The following is a 23707-nucleotide window of genomic DNA, read 5'->3' as shown; positions in this document are numbered from 1 at the left end:
AAGAATTAGGAGGCAGGCTTCGACTCAGACTGGCATAAATTTAGGGGTACGCCAGCATTCCTCCACAAAATGTAATGAAAGCTGTACTTACAAGAAAAGTTATACCGGAGTTTTAAATGCACCTTATCGTAACGGAAAAAAATATAGCAGCAAGGAGGATAGCTGCGATTCTGGCTCCAAAAAGTCCTAAGAAGGAAAGAGTCAGCGGAGTAGATGTATACCGGTACGAGATCGGATCCGGCGAAACCAGGCAGGAGACTGCAGTGGTAGGGCTTTCCGGCCATATTGTCGGGATAGATTTTCCAAAAGAGTATAACAACTGGCAGAAAGTTGATGCTAGAGCCCTAGTCGACGCCGAGATTACAACAACTCCAATTAACCGGAAGATAGTGACTGCTTTAAAGAGCCTGGGAAAAGAAGCAGAAAGGGTCACGATTGGAACTGACTACGACCGGGAAGGAGAACTGATAGGAGTCGAAGCCCTCAATATCATAAAAAAGGTAAATCCGGATATCCCTTTTGACAGGGTCCGCTACAGTGCAATAACCCCGAAAGCAATCGAAGCCGCTTTTGCAAATCCTACAAACGTTGATTTTAATCTTGCAGACGCCGGGCATTCAAGGCAGGTCATTGACCTGGTCTGGGGCGCAGCCCTTACCCGTTATATTTCCCTGTCAGCTGGCAGGCTTGGAAAAATGTTCCTCTCGGTAGGAAGGGTGCAGTCGCCGACCCTCTCACTTATTGTTGACAGGGAAAAGGAAAGGAATCTATTTGTCCCGACTCCTTACTGGGAGATCCACGCTGAACTTGAAACCGCATCAAAAGAAACTTTTTCCGCCCAGCACTCAACTCGCCGCTTCCTGGACAAAGAGGAAGCTGCAAAGGTGTTCAAAAAACTGGGGAAAAAAGCGGAAGTAAAGGAAATAGAAAAAGGGACAAAGGTCGACCAGCCCCCTACCCCATTTAATACTACAGGCTTTATCAACGCGGCAAACTCTATAGGGCTCAGTCCCTCAAATGCGATGCGCATAGCTGAATCCCTTTATACTAACGGATACATTTCATACCCAAGGACAGACAATACGGTTTATCCTGATACTCTGGATTTGAGGGCTCAAATTGAGATTTTTAAGGAAGGGCCTTTTAAGGAGTATGCAAACGCCCTGCTTGAGAAAGCCGAACTTGTCCCCACGCGCGGGAAAAAAGAAACAACAGACCACCCTCCTATCTATCCGGCGTCCCTTGCAAAGAAAACTGACCTGAAAGAAGAGGAATGGAAGGTCTACGAGCTTGTGGTCAGGCGCTTTTTTGCAACCTTTGCCGGACCGAGCACCTGGGAGACTCTGCGCCTGAGACTCGATATCGAGGAGGAAGAGTTCAGGACAAACGGAGCAAGGCTGCTGGAACACGGCTGGCGCTGGTATTATCCCTACAATGCCCCTGAAGACAGGCTGTTTCCGGAACTCAGGGAAGGAGATTCCCTGAAAGTAATAAAGAAAGAGATGCTGGACAAGGAAACCCAGCCTCCTGGACGTTACGGGCAGGGCAGGCTAATCAATATAATGGAAGAATTGGGGCTCGGCACAAAGGCTACCAGACACGAGATCATAAGTAAGCTTTATTCCAGGGCTTATATCCACGGAAACCCGGTTCAGCCCACAAATACTTCTTTTGCCGTAATGGATACCCTTGAGAAGTATTCCCCTACGATTACAAAACCGGACATGACAAAGCTGCTTGAAGAAAATATGGACCTGATTGCAGAGGGCAAAATCAAGGAGGAGGCTGTCCTTGAAGAGTCCCGGGAGATTCTGAAGCAGGTCTTTTCGGAACTCGACAAAAACAGGGATAATATCATAGAGTCCCTGCAGGCAGGCCTCAGGGAAGATAAAATAATAGGCACCTGCTCAGCATGCGGAAACGACCTGATGATCCGTCGTTCGAAGAGGGGAAGCCGTTTCATAGGCTGCAGCAATTACCCGAATTGCACTTTCTCCCTGCCCCTGCCAAAGAGCGGGCAGATCATTGTCACCGATAAGTCCTGCGAGACTCACGGGCTGCACCATATCCGCATAATCAATCAGGGAAAACGAGCCTGGGACCTTGGCTGCCCGCAGTGTAATTTCATCGAGTGGCAGAAAACCCAGAAGGAAGAGCAGGCTCAGCAGCCGAAAAAGGAAAGACCGAAATCCATCAAGGATATCGAAGGCGTGGGAAAAGCAACCGCAGGAAAACTCGAAGAAGCAGGAATAAACAGCATAGAAGCCTTGATAGAAGCCGATGCAATTGAGCTTGCGAAGCTTATAAAGGTCACCGTAAAGAAGATTAAGAACTGGCAGATTTCATGCGGCAGCACAGTTGAGGACTTGTGAGAATAGTGAGGGCTTATGAAATAGTCCTCACGTAGGCTTTTTTATTTTTGTTTATTTTTTAGAACTCACCCTAAAACTCAAAATTACTTCTCAAAATCCCAAATTTGGAATAATCAATCGAGTTTCTGATCATGAAAAACAGTTCTGAAACTTTACTGATTTAAGGATGAAATTGGTTTTGGGATGAGCTCGAATAAATATTTTATTGTTAACCTATTCAATTTCACTTTCTTCTTTTACTGTAAAACAAATAGAAAACGCAGAATATCAAGGTAAAGACAAGGATTAATACAATAAGTGACCCCAGTATGATTTGGTTAGAGGATCCTGCAGCAGATGAGCTGATAACAGCACTTATCATGATTTATTAAATGTTGAAAACAGTTAAATATTTTTACTTGCCAGAGCTTCCACCATGGCTTTTTTATTTCCGTATTCTCCGGAAGCAGCTTAATATTTAACCTGCTGTTCTCCTGGATCAAGCTCTGAGAATATGAACCGCCTGCTTATGAATATTCTCATTTAGCTTTTCTATCTGCTCATCCTTGGTGTGCAGATGATCATAAAGTGCCTGGATCTGAGTTTTCAGGTCTTCGATTCTTGCCTTTTGTTCCTGCGATACTTCCTTATCCTGAAGTGTATGCTCCTATATGCCACACTGCCTTATTTTGCCGGCTTCCGTATGACATTCTCCATTTTTCGATTCTCTAAAATTTCAGCAAATATGTGAAACTTACTTTATCCCATACAATTTGAAGAGACTACCGAAAAGTCGGATAACAGATCGACTATTTGAAGATAATAAAGAAAAATCAGTGAATATATTGAATATTTGAAGATTATACAGAAAAATCGGAGAATGGATTGAATAAAAGATGAACCTATTTATAGTACCTGACTGTTTTATAATTATTTATTTGTAAAACAGATAATCAGAGGTTTATAACGTGGCAACCAAGAAACAAAAGGCAGCAAAACGCGAAAAGATGGATAAGGAAACGAACGACAAGATTAAAAAACCAGTTGAGGAAGTTAAGGAATCAAAAGACAAAATAAAAGAACCAGATAAGAAACAAGATAAAAAACAAGATAAGAAAGGAAAAGGAAAATAAAAAGAGCATAGTTAACTCAGGTCTTCCTATCTTATCTTATCGATAAGCCATTTTTTGCATTCTCGAATATCCAAAAATTAAAAATGGTTTTCCAAGCCGTCTCAAAACTCGATCCATTTCTACAATTGAATAATATAATGTTGACTTTACTTTCATATCGGAAATTCGTCTGAAATTTACGAATACTTTGATATTATAGCGGGACATTTTATTAAAATTGTAGAATCAAATGTAGTTTTGAGAAAGCCTGTTTCTGTGTATTTCTGTATTTGTTTCTCTATTTCTACAAGCTGATTCTTTTTCACTTTCCTATCTCCACGGGATTTAATTTTCTCATGTATTCTTTGTGAATTTCCATGCAAATGCTCTAAAAACGTATAAAAGTGGCTAAAATCGTTCCTATTTTCAGAGTATTTGAAGGAACTCTAAGTATTTTTCCGAGTATCCGACCAACTAAAAGACAATTTTACAGTTTTTTAACTATGTTTTGAGTTTCTGGAGCATCAGGACAATGTAACAAAAACTCCCAAAAGTTTTTTAAATGATTGAAAAAATACTCTTTTGATAAGAAAAGAGAAAATTTATCCCCTCCATGTTCTCTTTTCTTTTTTCTCCTGCTTATATAATATATATCTAATAATATAATACCTGATTTTTTATAGTTGTGTATCCATATGTTGCGTATGTCTAAGGGTGGAGCGACATTTTGGTTTAAGGTGTCAATTGTTATTGCTGTTTTTGCAGGTATATCGAATGCTGTTCTTAAAGTAGTTAGTAGTTGGAAAACTAAAAAATAGTGTATATTGTAATTGACAATTGTAATTGACGGAAAGTTTCAGCTTTGTTTTCCAGTCCGTATGACCATTACAGGGACCTTTGAACCTCTTACTACTTTTTCTGCAACACTTCCCATCAGAAATTTTTCGAGTCCTGTTTTTCCGAGTGTACCCATTACTATCAGGTCCACGTTATTATTTTCTGCAAAATAGATAATTTCATCACTTGGGCACCCATCTAAAAGGACCTCTCTTACCTCCACCCCTGAGTCCTCTCCAATCTGCTTAATTTTAGATACTACTTTCTCCCCATCACACCTCATTATTTTGTAGATTGTTTCTTTGCCAGCAGTCCAATTTTCAGAAATTGTAGAGGATGTATTTACTACGTGAAGGGCATGGACAGTGGCTCCGCTAAGTTTTGCAATCTCAATACCGTAAGAAATAGCCCTCCGGGTATTCGCGGACCCGTCTGTTGCAATCACTATATTTCGGTATAAATCGCTTGTCATGTATTGTTCTCCATTACAGATTTCAACTCGCATTCAACTCGCATTCAACTTCCATGAAAAATTGCAGTAAAATACAAGCATAAAGAACTCAAAACACCTATAATGGCCTAATAACTTTCACTGATTTCTAAACAAATAATATATTCAAGTGTGTAAGCTCTAAATGCCCTATAATAATATACTCACCTCATTTTAAATATAAGTGTGTGAGACCGTAGAAAAGTGAGTAACTGTCAACTACCCGCTAAATCTAAAGATTTAACGGGTTTCCTGCTGAGAATTTATGATTTACTCACAACTTTCAGGATTGATTTTCGGAGCAGAGCCAGATTAATCTCCATAAGAGACATTTTAAAAGCGGCTTAAACGGCCTTAAAGTCAGATTTTGAAGAAAGCTCGATGCAGGAGAGCGGTCTTGCAAAAAAATATGTGAAAAGATCAACAACTAAAAACTACGGGAAATAGACAAAATTGGATGCGACAGAAAAAATCGGCAAAATGAAAACAAAACATAATTAAGTTATACCTGAAAAATACTCTTTCTCAAGTCTGCTTTTTACTGTATTTTCCTTCTTATTTCTTCTTTTTAATTCTTTCTTCTTTTTAATTCTTTTTTCTTCTTTTTAATTCTTTTTTCTTCTTTTTGGGAAGGGCTGCCAGACAAGCTGGCGGGAGCGCTTATATTTACCTGTAAATTGAAAAACGGTCTGTGGGGTCAAAGAATCATTTCTCATGCCAGTTGGCCGTAAACCCTGCGCGGCACGGATGTAGAAAGCCGAAATATACGATCTTTGGGTATGCGGGACAATATCAATCAATTGATCAGAACCACACCACGTTTCATTACTCATTTTGAATATATTTCAAGTCCCTTTAAGTTACTGTACCTTTAAGTTTTAAGCTGTCGTATCATAACTTATAAAGTCTGTAAAGCCAGAGTTATTTCAAAAGGCTTTTAAAAAAAGCTTATTCGAAAAATTATATCATACAAAATATTCAAGGAGTGTTTGTTCTGGAGCTTAGCTTTAAAGGCGGATGCAGAGAAGTAGGACGTTCGGGTTTGCTTGTAAACGGGGAGATTCTGCTTGATTACGGTATAAAGGCTGGGGATATACCCGAATATCCCCAGAATGACATCGAACCGAAAGCAGTGCTGGTATCCCATGGGCATCTGGACCACTGCGGAGCTGTCCCTAACCTGATGTACCTGAGCCCTGAAGTTTTCATGACTCCGCCAACAGCAGAGTTTACCAGCCTTCTCGGGAGAGATACCCTCAAGCTTGCAGAAACCACCCTCTCGGGTGTAGCTCCTTTTGACCCTAATGACCTTCAAAGGCTTAACCAGCTTACCTGGCGAAAAGATTACGGAGAAACATTCAAAACTCACGGATACAGTGCCTGCTTCTACAACGCAGGCCATATCCCCGGGGCTTCGGGAATCCACCTTGAGTCCGAATCCGGAGAAAGTCTCTTTTATACAGGAGATTTCAGCCTGAAGGAGACAAGGCTTGTCCCGGGGGCAGAAAAGTTTCCTGAGGCTGATACCCTTGTGCTTGAAAGCACATACTTTGGGGAAGAACATATCCCGCGGAAAGAGACCGAAGAAAGGTTTATAGAATCGGTCCGTGAGACCCTGGAGAGAGGAGGAACTGCCCTTATCCCTGCCTTTGCAATAGGCAGGACTCAGGAGATCCTGATGCTGCTTGACGCCCACGGAATCAGGGCTTACGTGGACGGCATGGGCAGAGAGGTGTACAAAATCCTCAAAAAATATCCTGAGTACCTGAGAAATCCGGATCTTCTTGACAGGGCATTCGGGCGTGCGAGTTCCGTAAAAGACAGACATAGGGAATACGTCCTTAAAGAGCCTTCAGTCATTGTCACTACAGCCGGGATGCTGAACGGGGGGCCTGCACTTTATTATCTAAGCCGGCTTTACAAAGACCCGAGATCAAAAATCCTGCTCACAGGCTACCAGGTCGAAGGCACAAACGGTCGGCTGGCCTTGAAACACGGAGTTATCGAAACCGATGGAGCTATCCTTTCCCTCAAGCCCAAAATCGAGCAGTACGACTTTTCTGCCCACTGCGGAGATCAGGAACTTAAACAGCTCGTAAAAAACTTCTGCAAAAAGGGCACTGAAAGGGTCTTTGTCATGCACGGAGAAAAAACGGAAGCTTTTGCACAGTGGATTTCGGATGAAATCGGCGTAGAAGCTTATGCACCCGCAAACGGGGAATCCTTCAGTTTTTGAGTGAGGAAAAGTAAAAAGAGGAAAGAAAGGGAGGAATGGATAAAACATGAATGAGGATAAGGTATGGAGAAGGGTAAGACATAGATGAGGCTTCTTACAAAGCCTGCGAAATGCTTAAGCCTCGCGAGTTCCAATTACCTGAATATGATCCTCAATCCTGAATCCGAAGTCCTAGAGATGCTTGCAAGGAGCATCCTCCTGGCTGCACGGACTGCCCCGAAAGCCAAAGGAGTGGACGACATAATAACTGCCCTTGCTGAAAAAGATGATATTGAAATCCTTGCCTCGATAATGGAAAAGCTGGCGGAAGAAAAAGGTGAAGGCTTTGCTTTCCTCAAAAGAGATGCCGGAAACCTCAGAAACGCAGGAGCTGCTGTCCTCATAGGAGTCAAAGCCAGCGGGGCAGCAGGCTTAAACTGCGGAGCCTGTGGTTTTGCTACCTGCAAAGAGATGCTCAACGCAAAGAAGGTGGAAACCGAGTTCAAAGGCCCAAACTGCATGCTCAAGTATGCAGACCTCGGGATTGCTGTAGGCGCAGCTGCTGCAAAAGCCAAAGACTTCTGCATTGACAACAGGATCATGTACTCAGTTGGCGCAGCAGCAAGGGTCTCAGGCTTGCTGGATGCAGATGTTGCTTTTGGAATTCCGCTGAGTGTGACCGGGAAAAATGTCTTCTTTGACAGAAAATAAATCGTGGTGCTGTTTACTGAAAAATTGGAACTAAGATCAGAAGAGCCTTAAACAAGGCCCCTCCGCCTCTCACTTCTGTACTCTTCAAAGAGGCTCTGCAATTCGTCTTCCTTGGCTTTGTGGCGCTTTGCCCCGGCTTCTTTTTCCCAGGCATCAATTGCAGCTTTAAGGCCTTCTGGCTCAGCCATTGCAAAATCTTCAGCCCTTTCAAGCGGGATATTCCTTAAGACCGGCACGTCCCCCTTGAAAAAAGTCTCTTCTGCTGCATGCGAAATATCTTCCGGGATAAGTACTGCCCGAACTTTTGCTTCCACAAGGATCTGGGCTGTTGCAGCACCGCCTCCGCTTGGATTTTCCAGGAAAACCAAATCTCCTGGCTTGAGCCCGTACTTTTCTTTTGTTTCGGCAATTGATTCCTTTGTAAAAGCTGCAATAACCTTTACAGGAGTGCCTTCACCTCGAATTTCCATTTTCTGGATTTTACGCAGTTTGTTGCTCCTGCGCCTGAGTTCTTTTACGGTTTTATTTTTATTGCTGAGCTCTTTTTTCAGGTTCTCTATGGTGCTGTCCCGGATCTGGACCTCTTTCGATTTCCGGACTTCCCCGTAAGCTTCCTTTTTGAAGCCTTTCAACCTTGACTCAAGCTTTGAGATTTTCCTATCTTTTGCAATTAGTGACTTTTTTAATTCTTCTACATAATCCTGCAGGTTCTGAATCTGTTCTCCCTGCCTCTGGACAGTCTCTCTCACTTTCAGGAGAGATTCGTCAACTACCCTTTCCTCGGGTTTTTCAGGAGCAGCCCTTGTCCCTGGCTTTTCAGGAGCAATCGATGCAGCCCGGACTTTTTCAATTGCAGCTTCTATTGAGTCTCCGCGGATTACATGAAGCTTTATCAGCTCAAGGTCCGCATTTTCCGGAGCTTTCTTTTCAATTCGCGTAAAGACGTTCTTGTAACTCCTGTAGGTGAGAAGAGCTGCAGTTAATGCATCTCTTTCGTGGTCATTGGAGTAGCCGAAGGTTTTTCCAAGCGCAATTTTTTCTTCGGCAGAGACTTCAATTCCAGGGCTTGCAGGGACTGCGTTAAAGCTCCTCCTGATTTTTTCAACCGAGCCGGGCATTGGAGTGACATCGCTTGCAATTACTGCAGGTTTTCCGTATTCGGCAATAAGCTTGACAACTTCATCAGGAGCTATTCCCCTGAAGCTTTTCAAATAGAGGAGGTCTCCATCGAGAGAAAGAATAGCTATTCCCACGGTTGTTCCCGGATCGAGCCCTACGATTGTGAATTTACGCCCGGGATTCTTCGGCTTCAGGGGAACATAACGGATTTTGTCGCGTTCGACACTTCTCACACTTACCTGCGCATCGCTGCTTGCCATAGGATGTATTGGAATCTCTCCACGCTTTGCATAGACTGTAAATTCGGACCTCACATAGCCTCCGAACCCCTTTATATTTACGGCATCGAACCTGATACCTTTTTCCCGTGAAAGGTCCTTGAGGGTATCTTCAATCTCCCGACTCCTCTGAAGCACGGCTCCGTGCACTTTTCTTGCGTACCGGTTCTGGCTCCAGCCTCCACGTCCGAGGGAACGGGCTCTGCTGACCTTAATTCTCGTAATATCTTCAAAAAGAGATACCTCATGCCCAACCCCCAGGTCTGCAAGCCGGGCACAGGTTTCAGCTTCGTCATTAGGGTTTTTGGGGTCAAAGAAAAGCCCTTGCTTCCGCGCAATCCTGACCAGAGGTTCCGGGTGAAGCCCGCCTGTGACCTGAACAAGTTTTACCCCATCAGGCAGGCGTTCCATAAGTGAAAGGAGCTCGTTTCGGTCAGCTGCAAGCTCGAAAATATTGTCAACGGCTATTATCTCCGGCCTGTCCCTCTGGATCAGATTAAAGATTTTCTGGCGGCGGAGCATACTCTGATGGGAAACTTCTCCGTCCTTCAGGATAGCCAGAGCATAGCGAGGAAGTTCCTTTGCCCTGGGGGAACCCCGGGCGATATCAATTCCATAGATGATCCTGTTTTGCATGAACACCTATATTTTATCTCTGGATGAATATATATTTAACTGATTTCTACCTTTATTTTATAAAATTGACATAGTCTATAAGGTCCCGCTCTCTAGCCTCAGCTAACTTTAATTCTTAAAATTTTAATCAATATTTGAATTATTCAGGTATAAAATATATCTTTAACTAGATTTTTGTGCGAATTAACCTTTTAATTGAGGATCTATTTTGAATAAAAACAAAATATTTGATCTATTTATTAAATTAAGCTAAAAAAATGACTATAAATTGATAAAAAGTATTTTAAATCGCCCTTTAACTGAGTAAGAATATTTAAATATAAATAATGAAGAGATAAATATAGGATGAACGTCCACGATGAAACCTTTAATAACAAATCACCTGAAAGTGGTTCAAATACATTTGATTATAATGAACGTTTACATGAACTTCAGCTCATTAACGACATTTTAATCGAAACCTATCAGGTCGAAGACACCGACAGGATATGTAAGTTAGTTGGGGAAGCCGTTCACAAATTGAATAAGGACTGCTATGTTATTGTATCACTCTATGATAGCAGCATAAACGCTGTAAGGATAAGAGCAGCGATAGGGTTTGAGGGCTTAATAGAAAAGGTTGCCGATATTCCTGGCAGGGGCCTTGAGGACGTATCTTTCAGGCCGAAAGATATGGAATTAAACCTCCAGCTCTTTAAAAGCGGCAAACTTGAACATTTCAAAGATAGCCTTTATGCTTTGCTGGCAAAAAAAGTGCCCTACTATTCCTGTAAACAAATTGAAAAGAATCTCAATATCGGCTCCATTCAGGTTATTGGCTTTTCTAACGAAAAGAATATTTTTGGCAGTATTTCCATTCTGGTTCCGGAAGGGCAAAAAGTTCCTAATGTGTCTGCCATAGAAACGATTACTGCCTATGTTTCAAAAAAAATCCAGGCTATCTGGACAGAAAAAGCACTTCTCGAAGCTGAAAACAGATTCAAACTCCTTTTCCAGCAAGCTCCACTGAGCTATCACTCCCTGGACGAAAATGGATATTTCATTGATGTTAATAATACCTGGCTTGAAACCCTCGGTTATTCCTACGAAGAAGTTGTTGGAAAATGGTCAGGAGATTTCTTCGCACCTGAGGACGCTGAAAAATTCAAAAATAATTTTCTTCGATACGGGTCACAAGGAGAGATACGTGGCATTGAATGTGAAGCGATAAGGAAGGACGGTAAAAGGATCAGTATTGTTATTGACGGAAAAATAGCATATGACGAAAACGGCAGTTTCAAGCAGACACATTGTGTTTTCAAGGATATCACAGCACAGAAGAAAGCCGAAAGAAAAGCTCTCGAAAATGAAAAACTTTTGTGCTCAATGATGGACGCTATTACGGAATCTGCGATTCTCCTGAAACCGGACGGCACAGTTGATTATATTAATGAAACTGCAGCTAAGAGGCTAAAGACCACACGAGAAGAATGCATTGGAAATAGTCTATACAACATAACTCCTGAAGACATTTTATTTAACCGAAAAAAAATACTTGATGTTGTTTTAGCTGAAGGAAAATCATGCAAGTTTGAAGATGTAAGGGATGGAATCCATTTTCTCAACAACTTTTACCCTGTTTATGATTCTTCTAACCGGTTCTCCCACTTTGCTGTTTTTTCCACAGATATTACTGAATACAAAGAATCCGAAAAAAAATTAAAATGGGAACTTGCTGTCAACAGGGTGTTGGCAGAACTGGCAGACGCCCTTATAGACCCGAATAATTCCATTGAGACAATTGCAAACATTGTCCTTTCAGCCTCTCAGGAACTGACAGGAAGCGACCATGGATATGTTTCTTCTATTGATCCCGAAACCGGTGACAACGTATGTCATACTCTGACCAGAATGATGGAAAGTTGCAGCATTAATGAAAACGATAAAAAAATCTCTTTTCCAAGAGGGCCGGATGACCTTTATCCCAAATTATTCGGCCACGCTTTAAACACAAAAAAAGGCTTTTATACAAATTCTCCGGAGATGCACCCGGGTTCAGGAGGAGCCCCTGAAGGGCACATAAAACTGAATAATTATTTAAGTTTTCCTGCAGTAGTTGGAAATGAAATCATGGGACAGATATCCCTTGCAAATTCAAAACATGGGTATTCCGATTCTGAATTTGAAGCTATCAGAAAGGTTGCTGCAATTTATGCACTGGCAATTCAGCAAAAGCGAGCTTCAATGGAGATTCAACATAGAGACACTATTTTGAAATCAACTTTTGAATCAACTGTTGATGGTATTTTTGTTGTCGACAATAACCACAAAATCCTTTTTTCAAATTCAAAGTTTGTTAAAATGTGGGGGATGCCCGAAGCCCTGGCTAACATGAAAAATTACGACGAATTACTTTCTTTCTGTTCAGACCAGGTAAAATGTTCTAAAGAATATTTATCAAAGATCCAAGCCCTTTACCGCTCAAAAGAAACAAATACGTCTTATATTTATTTTAAAGATGGGAGGGTATTTGAAAGCTTATCGGCCCCACTCATGAACAATGGAATTATTAAAGGGCGCGTATGGAGTTTCAGAGACGTTACTGAAAAGGCGGAGGCAGAAAAAGCCCTTATTGATGCGAAAATCCATGCGGAAGAGGCTAACCGGACCAAAAGTGAGTTCCTCGCAACAATGAGCCATGAGCTGAGAACGCCTCTCAATTCAGTAATAGGCTATTCAGATATACTGCTCGCTCAGATGTTTGGGCCCCTTAATGAAAGGCAATTGAGGTACCTGAAAAACATTTCAATAAGTGGAAACCACCTTCTTAATTTGATCAATGATATTCTCGATATTTCCAGAATAGAATCCCGAGACATTTCATTATCATTTGAAATTGTACATGTTGCAGACATTTTTGAAGATGTAAAAAATATCGCAATTCCATTCGCGACTTCCAAAAACATATCCGTGGAATTCTTAGCCAAACCTGCGGACCTGAATATATATGCAGATAAAATAAAGTTCAAGCAAATTCTCTATAATCTTGTAAACAATGCCCTGAAATTTACTCCTGAGAATGGACACATAGAGGTTGTGGCAAACAAATCAGGAAACACAATCAGAATTTCCGTTGGGGATGATGGTATTGGAATTCCGGAAGATAGACAACAAATAATTTTTGAGCCCTTCAAACAGATTGATTCTTCACTTTCCAGAATGTATGGCGGGTCAGGATTAGGCCTGACAATAGTCAAGAATTTAGTTGAGATGCATAGTGGAGAAATAAAAGTTAAAAGTGAAGTAACAAAAGGGAGCACTTTCACAATTGTATTGCCTGTAAAAGAGAAATAATTTGATTTACTGATAAACGGATAATCGCTCCATTCCCTTCACATTATAAGTGAAATCATAAGTGAGAGGATGAAGACGGTCTTCGGGTGACCTGGGTACATGTGACATTGTTGTAGCTCGCTCAGAAGGAGAAGTCAAGTTACGAAATACTAATATTTATCGCAATAAAAAATTATTACGATAAAGAACTGTTATTTTCTTTATCCGATCTGAGTTTACTTATCTTTCATTTGTTTCTTTTAATTCCTCTCTTCTCCGAACGCTTCTTCTTTATTGTCATTTTCTTTATCTTTATTTTCTTCGCTGATCCCCTCATTTAGACCTTCCCCCCTTTTAAGTGTTCCTTCTATAATTGCTTCGTCTCTGCTTGCTTCTTCTTTAGTTGCTCCGATTAAGCTTGCTCCACTTTTAATTTCACGAATTACTTCTTCAAGCTCCCTTTTAATCCCATACTTCCTATTAAAATGAACCAGTACATTTGAAACATCCCTTTCGAGAATTTCGTCAGCATGAGGATGGGCAGGAGTGATATACTGAGGCCAGTCGATGAGCTGGACGCCGTCTTCGGATACAAAGATGTTATATTCACTTAAATCGGCGTGGATGATTCCAAGCGAGTAGGTTATCTTTACCTGCCTGAGAATCTCATCGAGATACCACTCAGCGTTAAGAAGCTTTGTTTTTGAGAGCAGGCTGCCTTTTGCAATCTCCATAACAATTGCATGCCTGTTCTGATCCAGAGGTTTTGGGATAGACACCTGAGGGTATACCTTTGTCATGATCTCATACTCCCTCTGGGCAGCAAGACGAGCAGCATAAATCCATGAAAAGTGCTCTCTTTCCCCAATGTGGTCACGTACTCTTTTTATTTGCTTGAAGCTGGTTCTGCCTTCCCTGTGGAATTTAATTATGACCGGAGAAGGCTTCCCTATTGCAAGCTCAGGCTGCCGGATCGCTTCCAGGATGACAGACTCCTTGCCTACTCCTACCTCGTCTCCTATGGCGCTAATGCTTCTCCTTTTCACAAAGGAATTGAGAGCAAGGGCATCATAGCCCTCAAAATAAATTTGGTAACCTTCATAAGGCTGGGTGGTTCTGACCACAAGCTTATCCCGGACAAGCTTTCTTAGCCTGTATTCAAGCTTATCGAGAGGCATTTTAGTGTACTTATTCAATTCTTCTATCGGCACCCACTCAAAATGTTTCATCCCTGTCTCGATGCCTGTAAGTATCCTGAAATCCTTTGCATCGATCTTTTTGAAAACCTTTAGCACTTCGTCGATCATCCTATCCTGTTATACATATCACCTTCGATATTTAAATGATCGCCCGATTTGTTCCACCCGAGTTGTACTTCCCGTGTTTTGCTTCGGGATCGCAGGAAATCGGAGATTTCCCGGGAGTTGCGATGTAATCGCAACAGTACGTGTCCTTTTAGCTGCGCTGAGGACCAATTTTAAAATACTGGTACAGCTGCTCGACGCAGGAGAGCGGTCTTCCAGACAAAAAAAGAGACCAATGAGAAGCTGGTGATAGGAAGACTCCAGCCCTGTGTGGGAGAGAGAAAAACGGAAGATTCCATTTTCGAGTTCCGGGGTAATATCAACTGATTAGTGAAGTACCCGAAGAAAGAAAAAACTACAGATAAAAAGAAAACATTTTTAGGGCAGAAGGTATAAATATTTAGTAAAAGTGAAGTATTTCCTAAGCTCACTTTATTCAAAAATAATGTAAATTTTCAGAAAAACAATCTCAAAGTAAATAATATCAGGAGATCTGTTATGCGATTTCCCCATAGAATTTATGAGATTAAATTTGTAAGATTATTAGCCATAATTATTTTAGTTGTTTCTACTCTGGGATGTACGAGTTCAGACTCGGATAAGAATAATTCAAGCTCCAGTGCAAATGCAAAGGTGATACCTCCAACACCTGAAGCAAATATTACGTTTGTTACTACTGGTTCATCATTTTCACCAATTATCACAGTTACGGGTAATCCTAAAATTCAATGGGTATTTGGTGACGGTTCAACATCTGATTCTAAGTCTCCTTCTGTAAATTTTGGTTCAAAAGGGACAAGAGCAAACACTTTGGTAGTAACACCATGGAGTGCAGTAACTAAGATCAATATAGGTTATGATGGTTCAGATGGTGGAGTAACTCCAGGTTCCAGTACAATAGAAAATTTAAAAAAACAGAATGTAATAGCTGTTACTGGTTTAGAAAATGTTGCGCCATACCTTCAGGTATGGGCTTCGAGTTATAATCCAATAACTGCGCTGGATTTCAATAACTTCACGGCACTGCATACGATTGAGTGTTTTTATTGTACATCACTGGCTACCATCAGACTCCGTAACGTTCCATCTCTGACCAGGCTTTGTCTTGAAAATTGCAACATTTCTTATCTTGATCTCTCAGAAGCTCCTTCTCTGGCTGATCTTCGCGGAGCATCTCAGAGAAGTTCAACATATTCAATAAATTGGGGCACTACAGGGGCTCATATATGGCATATATGTGTTCGAGATAACACACATATGACCAGCACGTTTCCGGTCAGTCAGTTTCCACTCCTTAAAGACTTTTATATATGGAACGGTAATCAAAGCGGTACTCTGCACCTAACTTCAACAAATTTGAAAAGCGTTCTATCAGCCAATAATCAGTATAATACTGCTAATTTTTCGGGTTGTTTCCCTGCTGGTAGAAAAGGTACTGTGAATATTTATAAAAATAACCTCACAAGTTTAGATATTTCCAATGATCCTGGTTTACTTTATTTAAATGCTAGTCGTAATTCACTAAATCAAACAGCAGTAGATGGAGTACTCCAAACACTGGATTCTTATAATACTCATGGCGGGTCTTTAGATTTAACTGGAAATGCTGCACCATCAATTACAGGAATAGCACATGCAAATAATTTAACTACCAGGGGATGGAAGGTTCAAAGTTAATAAAAATCCACCAGTTGCAAATTTAACAAGTCTGCTTGTTTGCGTATCTTCATAAATGATAAGGTACAATAATAAATTGGAGTGAATAATTGTGCATAAATTTATGAAAATAGCGGGTTGTATCTTAGCAACAATAGGGTTTGCTTGTGTTGTAAAACACATCATGCATCACAACGAAGGTTGCTGTTTGTGTGGTTGGCATAAAATAAAAGTAGAAGATGAAAAACCAACTGGTGAAACTGTATCGCATAAAATAAAAGTAGAAGATGAAAAACTACATGGTTCAAGGTATGGTTCTAATCCGGTCCATTATTAAACCCGATAACCATACGTGGAAGGATTATACCAGGATAAAGATAGGCATGTTCGAAATCCCGCGTGAAGACCTTGCCTTATTCTTGCCTGTTGGAGGATCAACTCCAGGCACAGGTTTACCTCCTTGCCGACCAGCTACACAAAAAGGACGAGTAAATAGAAAAACCAAGTATTTATACCAAAATAACTCAGGCAATGAATAATTTAGTTGAAGTCAAATCAGCCACCTAGCTTGTAAAAGTTAGTTAATACATTTTTAAATACTGCCTATATTATTTCACCATAGATCCTAAGATATAAATATTTACATATTTCCCATTTTACCAACAATATAGAAAAATTTAGTTTATATATTCTTCACAAAATAATGGGGATTATCTCAAAAACCAATAACTATAGGCAACATTCAAAGAAAAAGTTTATATGCTTTAACACTTAATCAGTCTCTAGTAACATATTTTGCGAGATGACTCTTATGTCTGACACAAGAAATTTTGTATTAAGAGACGAAGACGGCAATGAACACGGAGTTTTCACTGGAAAACAGCCTCGTCAGGCTGCTCTGAAAGCAGCAAACCGGAGCAGCGGAACAAAATCCAAACCAGAGATTATCCGTCTCAGGGAACGCGGGACAAAGAAGGTGCACATTTTCAAGGCATGGAAACAAGTTGTCAAAGCCCCAAAAAATAGGCCTAGCTGGATGCCAGAGAAAATCAGCAAACCCTTTGTCAAGAAAGAGAGAATAGAAACAATCGAATAAATATAAAGGAAGCAAAAGGTAAATAGGTTTTTATAGTAAAACTTATTTACCTTAGTTTCAGATAGCAATCTTTTACCCTTAAATATTACTATTTTTCTGTTTTTTAGCTTTTACTATAGACCAATGGCCCATTCCAGCCATGTATAACTGGCGTAGAATCTCTATCGAATTTGGCATTGTACCTACTCCCGGCAGGTCGACATTATATTTTGATAATAATTATTGATGGTGCTTTTGAAATAATGAGCCATAATTTTGCGTGGTTGTTGGGTTTACATTAGCAGAATATTAGTTTCTCATACTAAACTTTATTGCAAAAATGTTTCATTGCTTATATACGCCGTGGGAGTTGAGCCACGCGTTAACCAGCCTTGAACCTAACTACATCTGTCAAATGTTCAAAAAACGATATCATGAAAATGATTCTAATTTCTAATGTCGACCTGCCGAAAGCAGGATTGTAGTGATCTGGATGGGAATCTGGCACAGCTATTTTGTGACGTATATACTAACCACGCACGTATATCTGGAAGCTAATCTAAAATGCCAGGGCTATCACTCGGGATAAGGATAGGTATTCTGGACTCCGGTGTGAAGGCATTGCCTTAGTCTTGCCCATAGGGTGACAAACTCTTCAAACACAGGTTGACATTCTGAGGGCCCAACGCGAAATAACTCAGGTCCATTTTTACACTGTGCGTAACTATTTTCGTAAGCAGCTCCATCGATTTTGTTCCAGAATAATTATGTGTTGTCTAAGTTATTTCGTAACGAACCTGGAAACTTTTCAGTCCAAACGTACAATTCTTACAAGAGACTGAATTGGGACATTAGAGATTGTATCTGCACCTTTTTTGTCGACCAGTACTGCTACAACTCTTGGTTTTGCATCCATTTCTCTCAGCTGCTCAATAACTTCCATACTGGTTGAACCGGTGGTAACAACATCATCCACGATAACGCAGTTTTTACCGGCAACGGATCCAAAATTTCTGCTGATGGTCCCTCTGTGGCCTGTATGAACGATATCCTGTCCTTTACGATGATAAATCGCTAAATCTGCACCCAGTTCATATGCCATCATGCTTGCCAGGGGAATACCATTGGCAGCAATGCCAACAACCACGTCTACCTCGGCGTTTGCCTTTTCCAGGGTCTCAAGCACCATGTCGCAGAGTGCAAGCGAGATGTTATGGAGACGTTCAGCACTTTTCCCTATACTGCTCCAGTTTACAGAAATATCCTTTGGAGCGGGAGTTGTTTCTTCTTTTTTTGAACGGGTTAAAAGCCAGGTAACCGTTTCTCTTGAAACGTTGAGTTCATCGGCAATCTGGGCGGTAATAAGCCCGTTACTCTGCAGTTCCACAGCTTTCTGGATTAAATCTTCTATATCCTTCATGTTTCTATTCCCACCTGAAATTTTTATCCGGCTGTATTTCCGGGACCTCTAAATTAAGACAGTATTATAAGATCAAGCGTTATATCTTTTTTTTCAGCTTAAAATTGACTCTTTTATAATTACCTCATTTTTTAAGAGGAAAGCCACAGATGGAGGCAGACTCCCCTTTTATCAAAAGTTTTTCTGCAGTCCATACATTGCTTTTGCCAGATAATGAGGTCCTTAATCTTTTTCATTTGGATTCAGTTGAGACACAAAACTTCAAAAAGTGTTAATTTTATGCCAGCATCTAACATTTAAGCTCGAAAATCACAAAAATGGTCTTCGGAGTTGTGCATAAAATTTGTTAACCGATGACCAGAGATACATCACCTCGAGACCAAGGGCCCATTCCAGCCAGTTCACCATGACGCACTTTAGATCAAAGCGTTGCTATTTTGGAAAAGTTCTGCAAGAAACAGATCTTTAAACCATATTTATATGTAACTAAAGTACCTTTTAATTTTGATGCTTCTTTTTGGACATATTGGCGTCACACTGGGGGTATTTTTCGGATTTTCATTTTTCATACCACAATTAAGGACCATTATAGATCCAACATATCTGGTCATTGGATCGCTCCTTCCAGACTTAATAGATAAACCTCTAGGAATGGTTATCTTTTCTTCTACCATTGCAAACGGACGGATAATAGCTCATACATTGTTATTTTCTTTTACCCTTTTTCTGACAGGTTTATACTTATATGATAAAAGAGGAGATCTCAACGTCCTTACCCTTGCAGCAGGTTCTATTTTTCATCTTATGGAAGATCAGATGTGGGCATCGCCTCGAACTTTATTATGGCCTCTTCTGGGATGGCGTTTCCGCAAAAATCCGCATCAAACCGGACTAAAATACTTAATAACGCTTTTTAAGAGATCTTTTAGAGAGTTATAAAAACAGACGATACTTAGCATTTGTCATATGTTAAAGAACATTTAAGGCTGACGTGGTGCGTCTATCCCTTACCACGCGCATATACCTAGAAGCCACGTACATGGGCCAGGGCTATCGCTCGGGATAAGGATAGGTTTTAAGAATACCAAGCGTGAATGCCTTGCCTGTCGAAGGACCAGCTGCACAAAAAGGATGGTACATTTATCGAACTCACTTTCCGTGATGCACACAGAAACACCATCAATTATCCCAATATGGCAGTAGCTTAAAAATCCATTTTGCCTTTAATGAATAAAGTGAGCAAATCGGCAAATATATTCTACGTCTGTGTACATCTGCGGAATGTAGGGTGAAAACAAAAAAGTCTCACAAAATTAACCTTTTTTAAGGAATTTTTTTGGTGCTCTTAACCGGTTTGCGTGATAATTTGTGAATAATAAATATTGCTGCTAAAAATATTATTGGTGGTATTAAGCTTATTAAGGCGGTTGTATAGTCTAATGTTATTGTTTTCATTCGATTTTCTTTAATAAATATAAAAAAGTAGCTAATAAAGTATAGAAGGACCGTTGGCGCTAAGAGTATTGCTTTGTCTATTGTTGTATTTGTTGTTTTTTGTGAGATTGACACATTTTTGATTATACTTAATTGCTGTTTATATATCTTGTGTTTGTTTGCATTTATACAATATGCTATCGATGAAAAGCAGCCAAATAGACAAGTTGATAAACTCATCCCCCATCAAAATATTACAAAATCTTTTTAAGATACCATAATCCGGGTATTCTCACTCAACGACCTTTATTTCTTTAAAATCTTAACGTAATTTTCTATATATACCTCTTTGGGCACTGATATTTCTTCAATGCGTTCCAATGGAAATAGCAGCGAAGCAGTTTCTGGTCTGGTATATGAAGTAGCGGCGTAAACCATTATGTTATATCTTTTTCCCAATATAAAATACATATCCATAATACTGTTTGTATTTTGAGTATAAGTCTGCCTCACGCCTCATAAATGCAATCATATCCTCAACGGTTTTATTTCCCGCATGCTTTTTCAAGAATTCCTCTTGCCTTGCTTTTTGCGGAATAAAATAATTGTCTATCCAACAATTTTCAGGCAGCGTAAATACGGCAACAGGAATATAACCTGTTTTTTGCATGATGGAAATATTATAACCTATTGTGCCAATTTCAGGAACTGCGTCCATCCACCACTTCTCAATTTCAGCGGGGCGCTCATCGGTAAACCATGACTCATATGTTACGGCAATATAACCATCTTTTTTGAGGAAGCCCTTCCAGTGATTCAAGCCTTTTTCAAAACCTATATTGGCAATAGCTCCCTCAGACCATATAAGATCAAATTCATCATTCTGAAACGGCAAATTATCCATTGAACCGACAATACCTTTTACCCTGTTCTGTAAACCAAGTTTTCCGGCTGTTGTGTTAAGTTTGTCAATCGAGCCGGCGTAAAGGTCGAGGGCGGTGATGGTTGCTTCTGTATTCTGTGCCAGAACCATTGTTTGAACGCCTGTGCCGCAGCCTAAATCGGCAATTTTTGTTTTGTTTGAAAGATTGCCGATAAAACCTAATGCCCTGATGGTTTCTTCGGGGCTGCCGGGTCCCTGCCGTTCAAGCTCTGTGAAAAATTCATTGATGAGGGCAAAATCAAATTCGTGGATTGTTATTTCTTCCATTGTCATACTCCTTATCTTCTAATTATACCTTTGACTTTTTCTTCCCGTACGCGTTTGTAACCATCGATGAACAGATAATCGTTAATGCCAATGACTTTGAATTCCGGAGGTAAAGCTTCAAGGTCCGTTAGAAATGCTTCCCAAGGACCTGGGCCCGGATAAGATGAATTGACAATGGAAGCTGGTGTGTGAACGCGAAGATCCCATTTTCTCCACTCAGAACCTCGCGGATACTCAATATAAGTCATGTTCTTCTCCCATTAAACTCAATCACTAGCAATTGACAGGAGGAAATAAGCTAAGTAACAATAAATTACATATGGTGAAATTAGTGTAATACCTTTCAATTTTACTAACTCGATTTTTTCCGATCAAGTATATCCGCTAATCTACTTAACTTTTGCTTTTTTTAACAATTCCTATATTTCATAGAGATCTAATCAGCTAATTCAAAGAACTGAATCAGGAAAACTAAAGATAAGGTGAGTTATTTCTTTTATTTGTACGAAGAGGATTACGATCCTAAAAAACCTCTCATCTGCCTTGACGAGAAACCAAAACAACTTCTTGAAGATAAGAGAAAGGCCATTCCAATGAAGCCAGGAAGTCCAGAAAAATATGATTACGAATATGTCAGGAATGGAACAGCAAATGTATTCGTGGAGGTAGAATTCAAAGCAGGAAAAAGGATGACTCAGGTAACCAAAAGGAGAACAATGAAGGATTTTGCACAATTCGTGAAAATTCTCGTTACCGAAAACTATTCTGAAGCTGAAGTAATCCGACTGGTTACGGATAATCTCAATATCCATAAGGAAAAGTCATTCTACGAAACATTCAGCGAAGAGGAAGCAAAAAAGATTCTGGACAAGATACAATTCCATTACACGCCAAAACATGCAAGCTGGCTTAACGCTGCAGAAATAGAGATCAATGTGATGGATATTGAATGTACTAACAGAAGAATTGGTGACATGGAAAAACTTACCCATGAAGTGGGTGCATGGACGAAGAGGAGAAACGAATACGAAAAGAAAATTGAATGGAAATTTACGAAGAAGAATGCCGATGAGAAAATGTCAACGTATTATGTAGAATAATTAAATTGCCAGGACACTAGAGGATTGAAATCAGTCAGAAATGAATTTAATTTAGTGTGTACTGCAGTTAACTTAAGGAAAATATGGATTTACTCAAATAAAACCGTATTTGCTAAAGCCCTGAGTATTCGATTTCATAGCTTAAAGCCTCCAAATAAGAACATTTTTTGTATGGAGTTATGCTGAAAAAAGTTAATTCTGTTAGCAAAGTAAATAAGAGATACTTATATTACTCACTTAAGGCGCAAAATCAATGTATATAGTCTTTGTGGTTTAACTTTTAATTTTAGACTGCTACAGGCTTAACAGTATTGATTTTTTCAGTTCAACCACGTAAGTCCTAACATATTAAGAAAAGAAGTACCTGCAGCAGTTCTGACATAGTTTTTAAAATTGAAATTTGAAGAGGATACAAAAAAGGAAAAATTACATGAAAAAATTACATGAACCGTTCAAATCTTTCCTTTTTCGCCTTACAGATAGGACAGACCCCTGGAGCCTCGTCCATGGCACTGAGATATCCGCAAACCTTACATCTCCATACTGGCTTTGAAAGTTTCCCTGAGAATTCCATAGTTTCCATCATCTCCGTTCTTTCAGCTTCCTCGGCTCTTTCAGCTTCTCTTTCCTCGCGGGAAGGGCGCCTTTCCGGGATAGATTCTATTTCTCTTTCTCCTCTAATGGCCTCGTCCGAAACATAGAGTGCACAGTAACAGGCTCCATAATCGTTTAGATCAGGATCTCTGTAGTAGCAGGGACAGATAATATCCAGGTCTTCCTCTTTATTTCCGGAAGCCAGTCTGCATGGACAGGACCAGTAGCCGTAACGCTCCTCATTGACCAGCAGTCCACGCACAAGGTCTTTAGTGAACTCAACATCAGGGTTCAGGTGGTAGCCTGATTTCTCAACCTCCTGCTTCAACCGCTTGTAGACCGTGTCCACTTTCTCTTCGGATATGCCTTCTTCGGCAGTTTTCTCTTCTTTCAACCCAACTCCCCCTCAAAAGCCAAGGACTTCACGGATTTGTTTTTCCTTAAAACCCACAATTGCTTTTTCGTCATTTATAATAGTTGTTGGGAATGAGATTGAAGAATTAAAACGTCTGACTATCTCAACAGCGTTGTTTTCTTCCTCTCCTTCCAGCCTGTCCACATAAATATACTCAAAATCCACTCCCAGATCGGTGAGCAGTTTCTTTGTTTTTTTACACCATACACAGGTGCTCAGCCCGTACATTACGACCTTACCCCTGTCAATTCCGGAAACATGGTTTCCTTTCTCTTTATTCCGGCTAAACAGATCCATTAAATAAACCCCCTGCAATAATTAAGTTAGCTGTATATCTATAGCGTTTTACTCAAGACAGATTGTTGCTCTGGACTTCTGGCAGTAAATTAAAAATCCACCAGATAGTAGATTCTATAAACTCCTTATCAGAAAATGTCA

Annotated in this window: 17 protein-coding genes and 1 pseudogene; 10 read left to right on the top strand and 8 right to left on the bottom strand. The window is 40.3% G+C overall.

Annotated features, from left to right (window positions below):
• Nucleotides 1-116 precede the first annotated feature (116 nt).
• Nucleotides 117-2372, top strand: coding sequence for a DNA topoisomerase I (locus tag EO98_RS06640; protein WP_048141013.1), 2256 nt, complete (start codon nucleotides 117-119; stop codon nucleotides 2370-2372).
• 947 nt (nucleotides 2373-3319) lie between these two features.
• Complete coding sequence (locus EO98_RS18315) at nucleotides 3320-3484, top strand: hypothetical protein (RefSeq protein ID WP_156161045.1); 165 nt, start codon at nucleotides 3320-3322, stop codon at nucleotides 3482-3484.
• Between the two features lie 835 nt (nucleotides 3485-4319).
• Here EO98_RS18315 and EO98_RS06635 read toward each other — a convergent pair.
• Nucleotides 4320-4772: a universal stress protein gene (locus tag EO98_RS06635; RefSeq protein ID WP_048136102.1), complete on the bottom strand. Its 453-nt coding sequence runs from the start codon at nucleotides 4770-4772 to the stop codon at nucleotides 4320-4322.
• A gap of 1003 nt (nucleotides 4773-5775) precedes the next feature.
• On the opposite strand from EO98_RS06635, the gene EO98_RS06630 reads away from it, so the two are divergent.
• Entirely contained in the window at nucleotides 5776-7026 is a 1251-nt protein-coding gene (locus EO98_RS06630) for an MBL fold metallo-hydrolase (RefSeq protein ID WP_048141011.1), read from the top strand.
• A 144-nt stretch (nucleotides 7027-7170) separates the two neighbouring features.
• The gene (locus EO98_RS06625) at nucleotides 7171-7716 is read left to right on the top strand and encodes a ferredoxin domain-containing protein (protein ID WP_048141095.1); all 546 of its coding nucleotides are present in this window, start codon (nucleotides 7171-7173) and stop codon (nucleotides 7714-7716) included.
• Between the two features lie 47 nt (nucleotides 7717-7763).
• Here EO98_RS06625 and EO98_RS06620 read toward each other — a convergent pair whose 3' ends face one another.
• Nucleotides 7764-9755: a DUF460 domain-containing protein gene (locus tag EO98_RS06620; protein ID WP_048141008.1), complete on the bottom strand. Its 1992-nt coding sequence runs from the start codon at nucleotides 9753-9755 to the stop codon at nucleotides 7764-7766.
• A 339-nt stretch (nucleotides 9756-10094) separates the two neighbouring features.
• Here EO98_RS06620 and EO98_RS17445 point away from each other — a divergent pair, with 339 nt between their 5' ends.
• Nucleotides 10095-13082 (top strand): PAS domain S-box protein, encoded by a 2988-nt coding sequence (locus EO98_RS17445; protein WP_052734533.1) that lies wholly within the window; start codon nucleotides 10095-10097, stop codon nucleotides 13080-13082.
• Between the two features lie 239 nt (nucleotides 13083-13321).
• On the opposite strand, the gene EO98_RS06610 is transcribed toward EO98_RS17445, so the two are convergent.
• Complete coding sequence (locus EO98_RS06610; protein WP_082098501.1) at nucleotides 13322-14368, bottom strand: serine/threonine-protein kinase RIO2; 1047 nt, start codon at nucleotides 14366-14368, stop codon at nucleotides 13322-13324.
• Between the two features lie 495 nt (nucleotides 14369-14863).
• Here EO98_RS06610 and EO98_RS06605 point away from each other — a divergent pair, with 495 nt between their 5' ends.
• From EO98_RS06605 to EO98_RS06595, 3 genes are all read left to right on the top strand, one after another.
• Nucleotides 14864-16042, top strand: a complete 1179-nt coding sequence (locus tag EO98_RS06605; protein ID WP_048141006.1) for a hypothetical protein — start codon at nucleotides 14864-14866, stop codon at nucleotides 16040-16042.
• A gap of 103 nt (nucleotides 16043-16145) precedes the next feature.
• The gene (locus EO98_RS17765) at nucleotides 16146-16358 is read left to right on the top strand and encodes a hypothetical protein (RefSeq protein WP_235283633.1); all 213 of its coding nucleotides are present in this window, start codon (nucleotides 16146-16148) and stop codon (nucleotides 16356-16358) included.
• 474 nt (nucleotides 16359-16832) lie between these two features.
• Entirely contained in the window at nucleotides 16833-17117 is a 285-nt protein-coding gene (locus EO98_RS06595) for a non-histone chromosomal MC1 family protein (protein WP_048141001.1), read from the top strand.
• A 787-nt stretch (nucleotides 17118-17904) separates the two neighbouring features.
• On the opposite strand, the gene EO98_RS06590 is transcribed toward EO98_RS06595, so the two are convergent.
• Complete coding sequence (locus EO98_RS06590; RefSeq protein WP_048135301.1) at nucleotides 17905-18516, bottom strand: orotate phosphoribosyltransferase-like protein; 612 nt, start codon at nucleotides 18514-18516, stop codon at nucleotides 17905-17907.
• 507 nt (nucleotides 18517-19023) lie between these two features.
• Here EO98_RS06590 and EO98_RS06585 point away from each other — a divergent pair.
• Nucleotides 19024-19455, top strand: coding sequence for a metal-dependent hydrolase (locus EO98_RS06585; protein ID WP_048141000.1), 432 nt, complete (start codon nucleotides 19024-19026; stop codon nucleotides 19453-19455).
• 937 nt (nucleotides 19456-20392) lie between these two features.
• Here EO98_RS06585 and EO98_RS06580 read toward each other — a convergent pair.
• Both EO98_RS06580 and EO98_RS06575 read right to left on the bottom strand, forming a co-directional pair.
• Complete coding sequence (locus EO98_RS06580) at nucleotides 20393-21160, bottom strand: class I SAM-dependent methyltransferase (RefSeq protein WP_048140998.1); 768 nt, start codon at nucleotides 21158-21160, stop codon at nucleotides 20393-20395.
• Between the two features lie 11 nt (nucleotides 21161-21171).
• Nucleotides 21172-21408 (bottom strand): hypothetical protein, encoded by a 237-nt coding sequence (locus tag EO98_RS06575; protein WP_048140996.1) that lies wholly within the window; start codon nucleotides 21406-21408, stop codon nucleotides 21172-21174.
• Between the two features lie 249 nt (nucleotides 21409-21657).
• On the opposite strand from EO98_RS06575, the pseudogene EO98_RS06570 reads away from it, so the two are divergent.
• Nucleotides 21658-22260 (top strand): annotated as a pseudogene (locus EO98_RS06570) (IS630 family transposase); the annotation flags it as partial.
• A 439-nt stretch (nucleotides 22261-22699) separates the two neighbouring features.
• Here EO98_RS06570 and EO98_RS06565 read toward each other — a convergent pair.
• On the bottom strand, nucleotides 22700-23248 hold the full coding sequence (locus EO98_RS06565; protein ID WP_048139252.1) for a ferredoxin-thioredoxin reductase catalytic domain-containing protein: 549 nt from the start codon (nucleotides 23246-23248) through the stop codon (nucleotides 22700-22702).
• Between the two features lie 12 nt (nucleotides 23249-23260).
• Nucleotides 23261-23566, bottom strand: a complete 306-nt coding sequence (locus EO98_RS06560) for a glutaredoxin family protein (protein ID WP_048139253.1) — start codon at nucleotides 23564-23566, stop codon at nucleotides 23261-23263.
• Nucleotides 23567-23707: the final 141 nt, after the last annotated feature.

Source organism: Methanosarcina sp. 2.H.T.1A.6 (assembly GCF_000979455.1).
GTDB lineage: Archaea > Halobacteriota > Methanosarcinia > Methanosarcinales > Methanosarcinaceae > Methanosarcina.
Note: the sequence above shows the minus strand (reverse complement) of the source record. Positions and strands in the feature narration are given on the sequence as shown.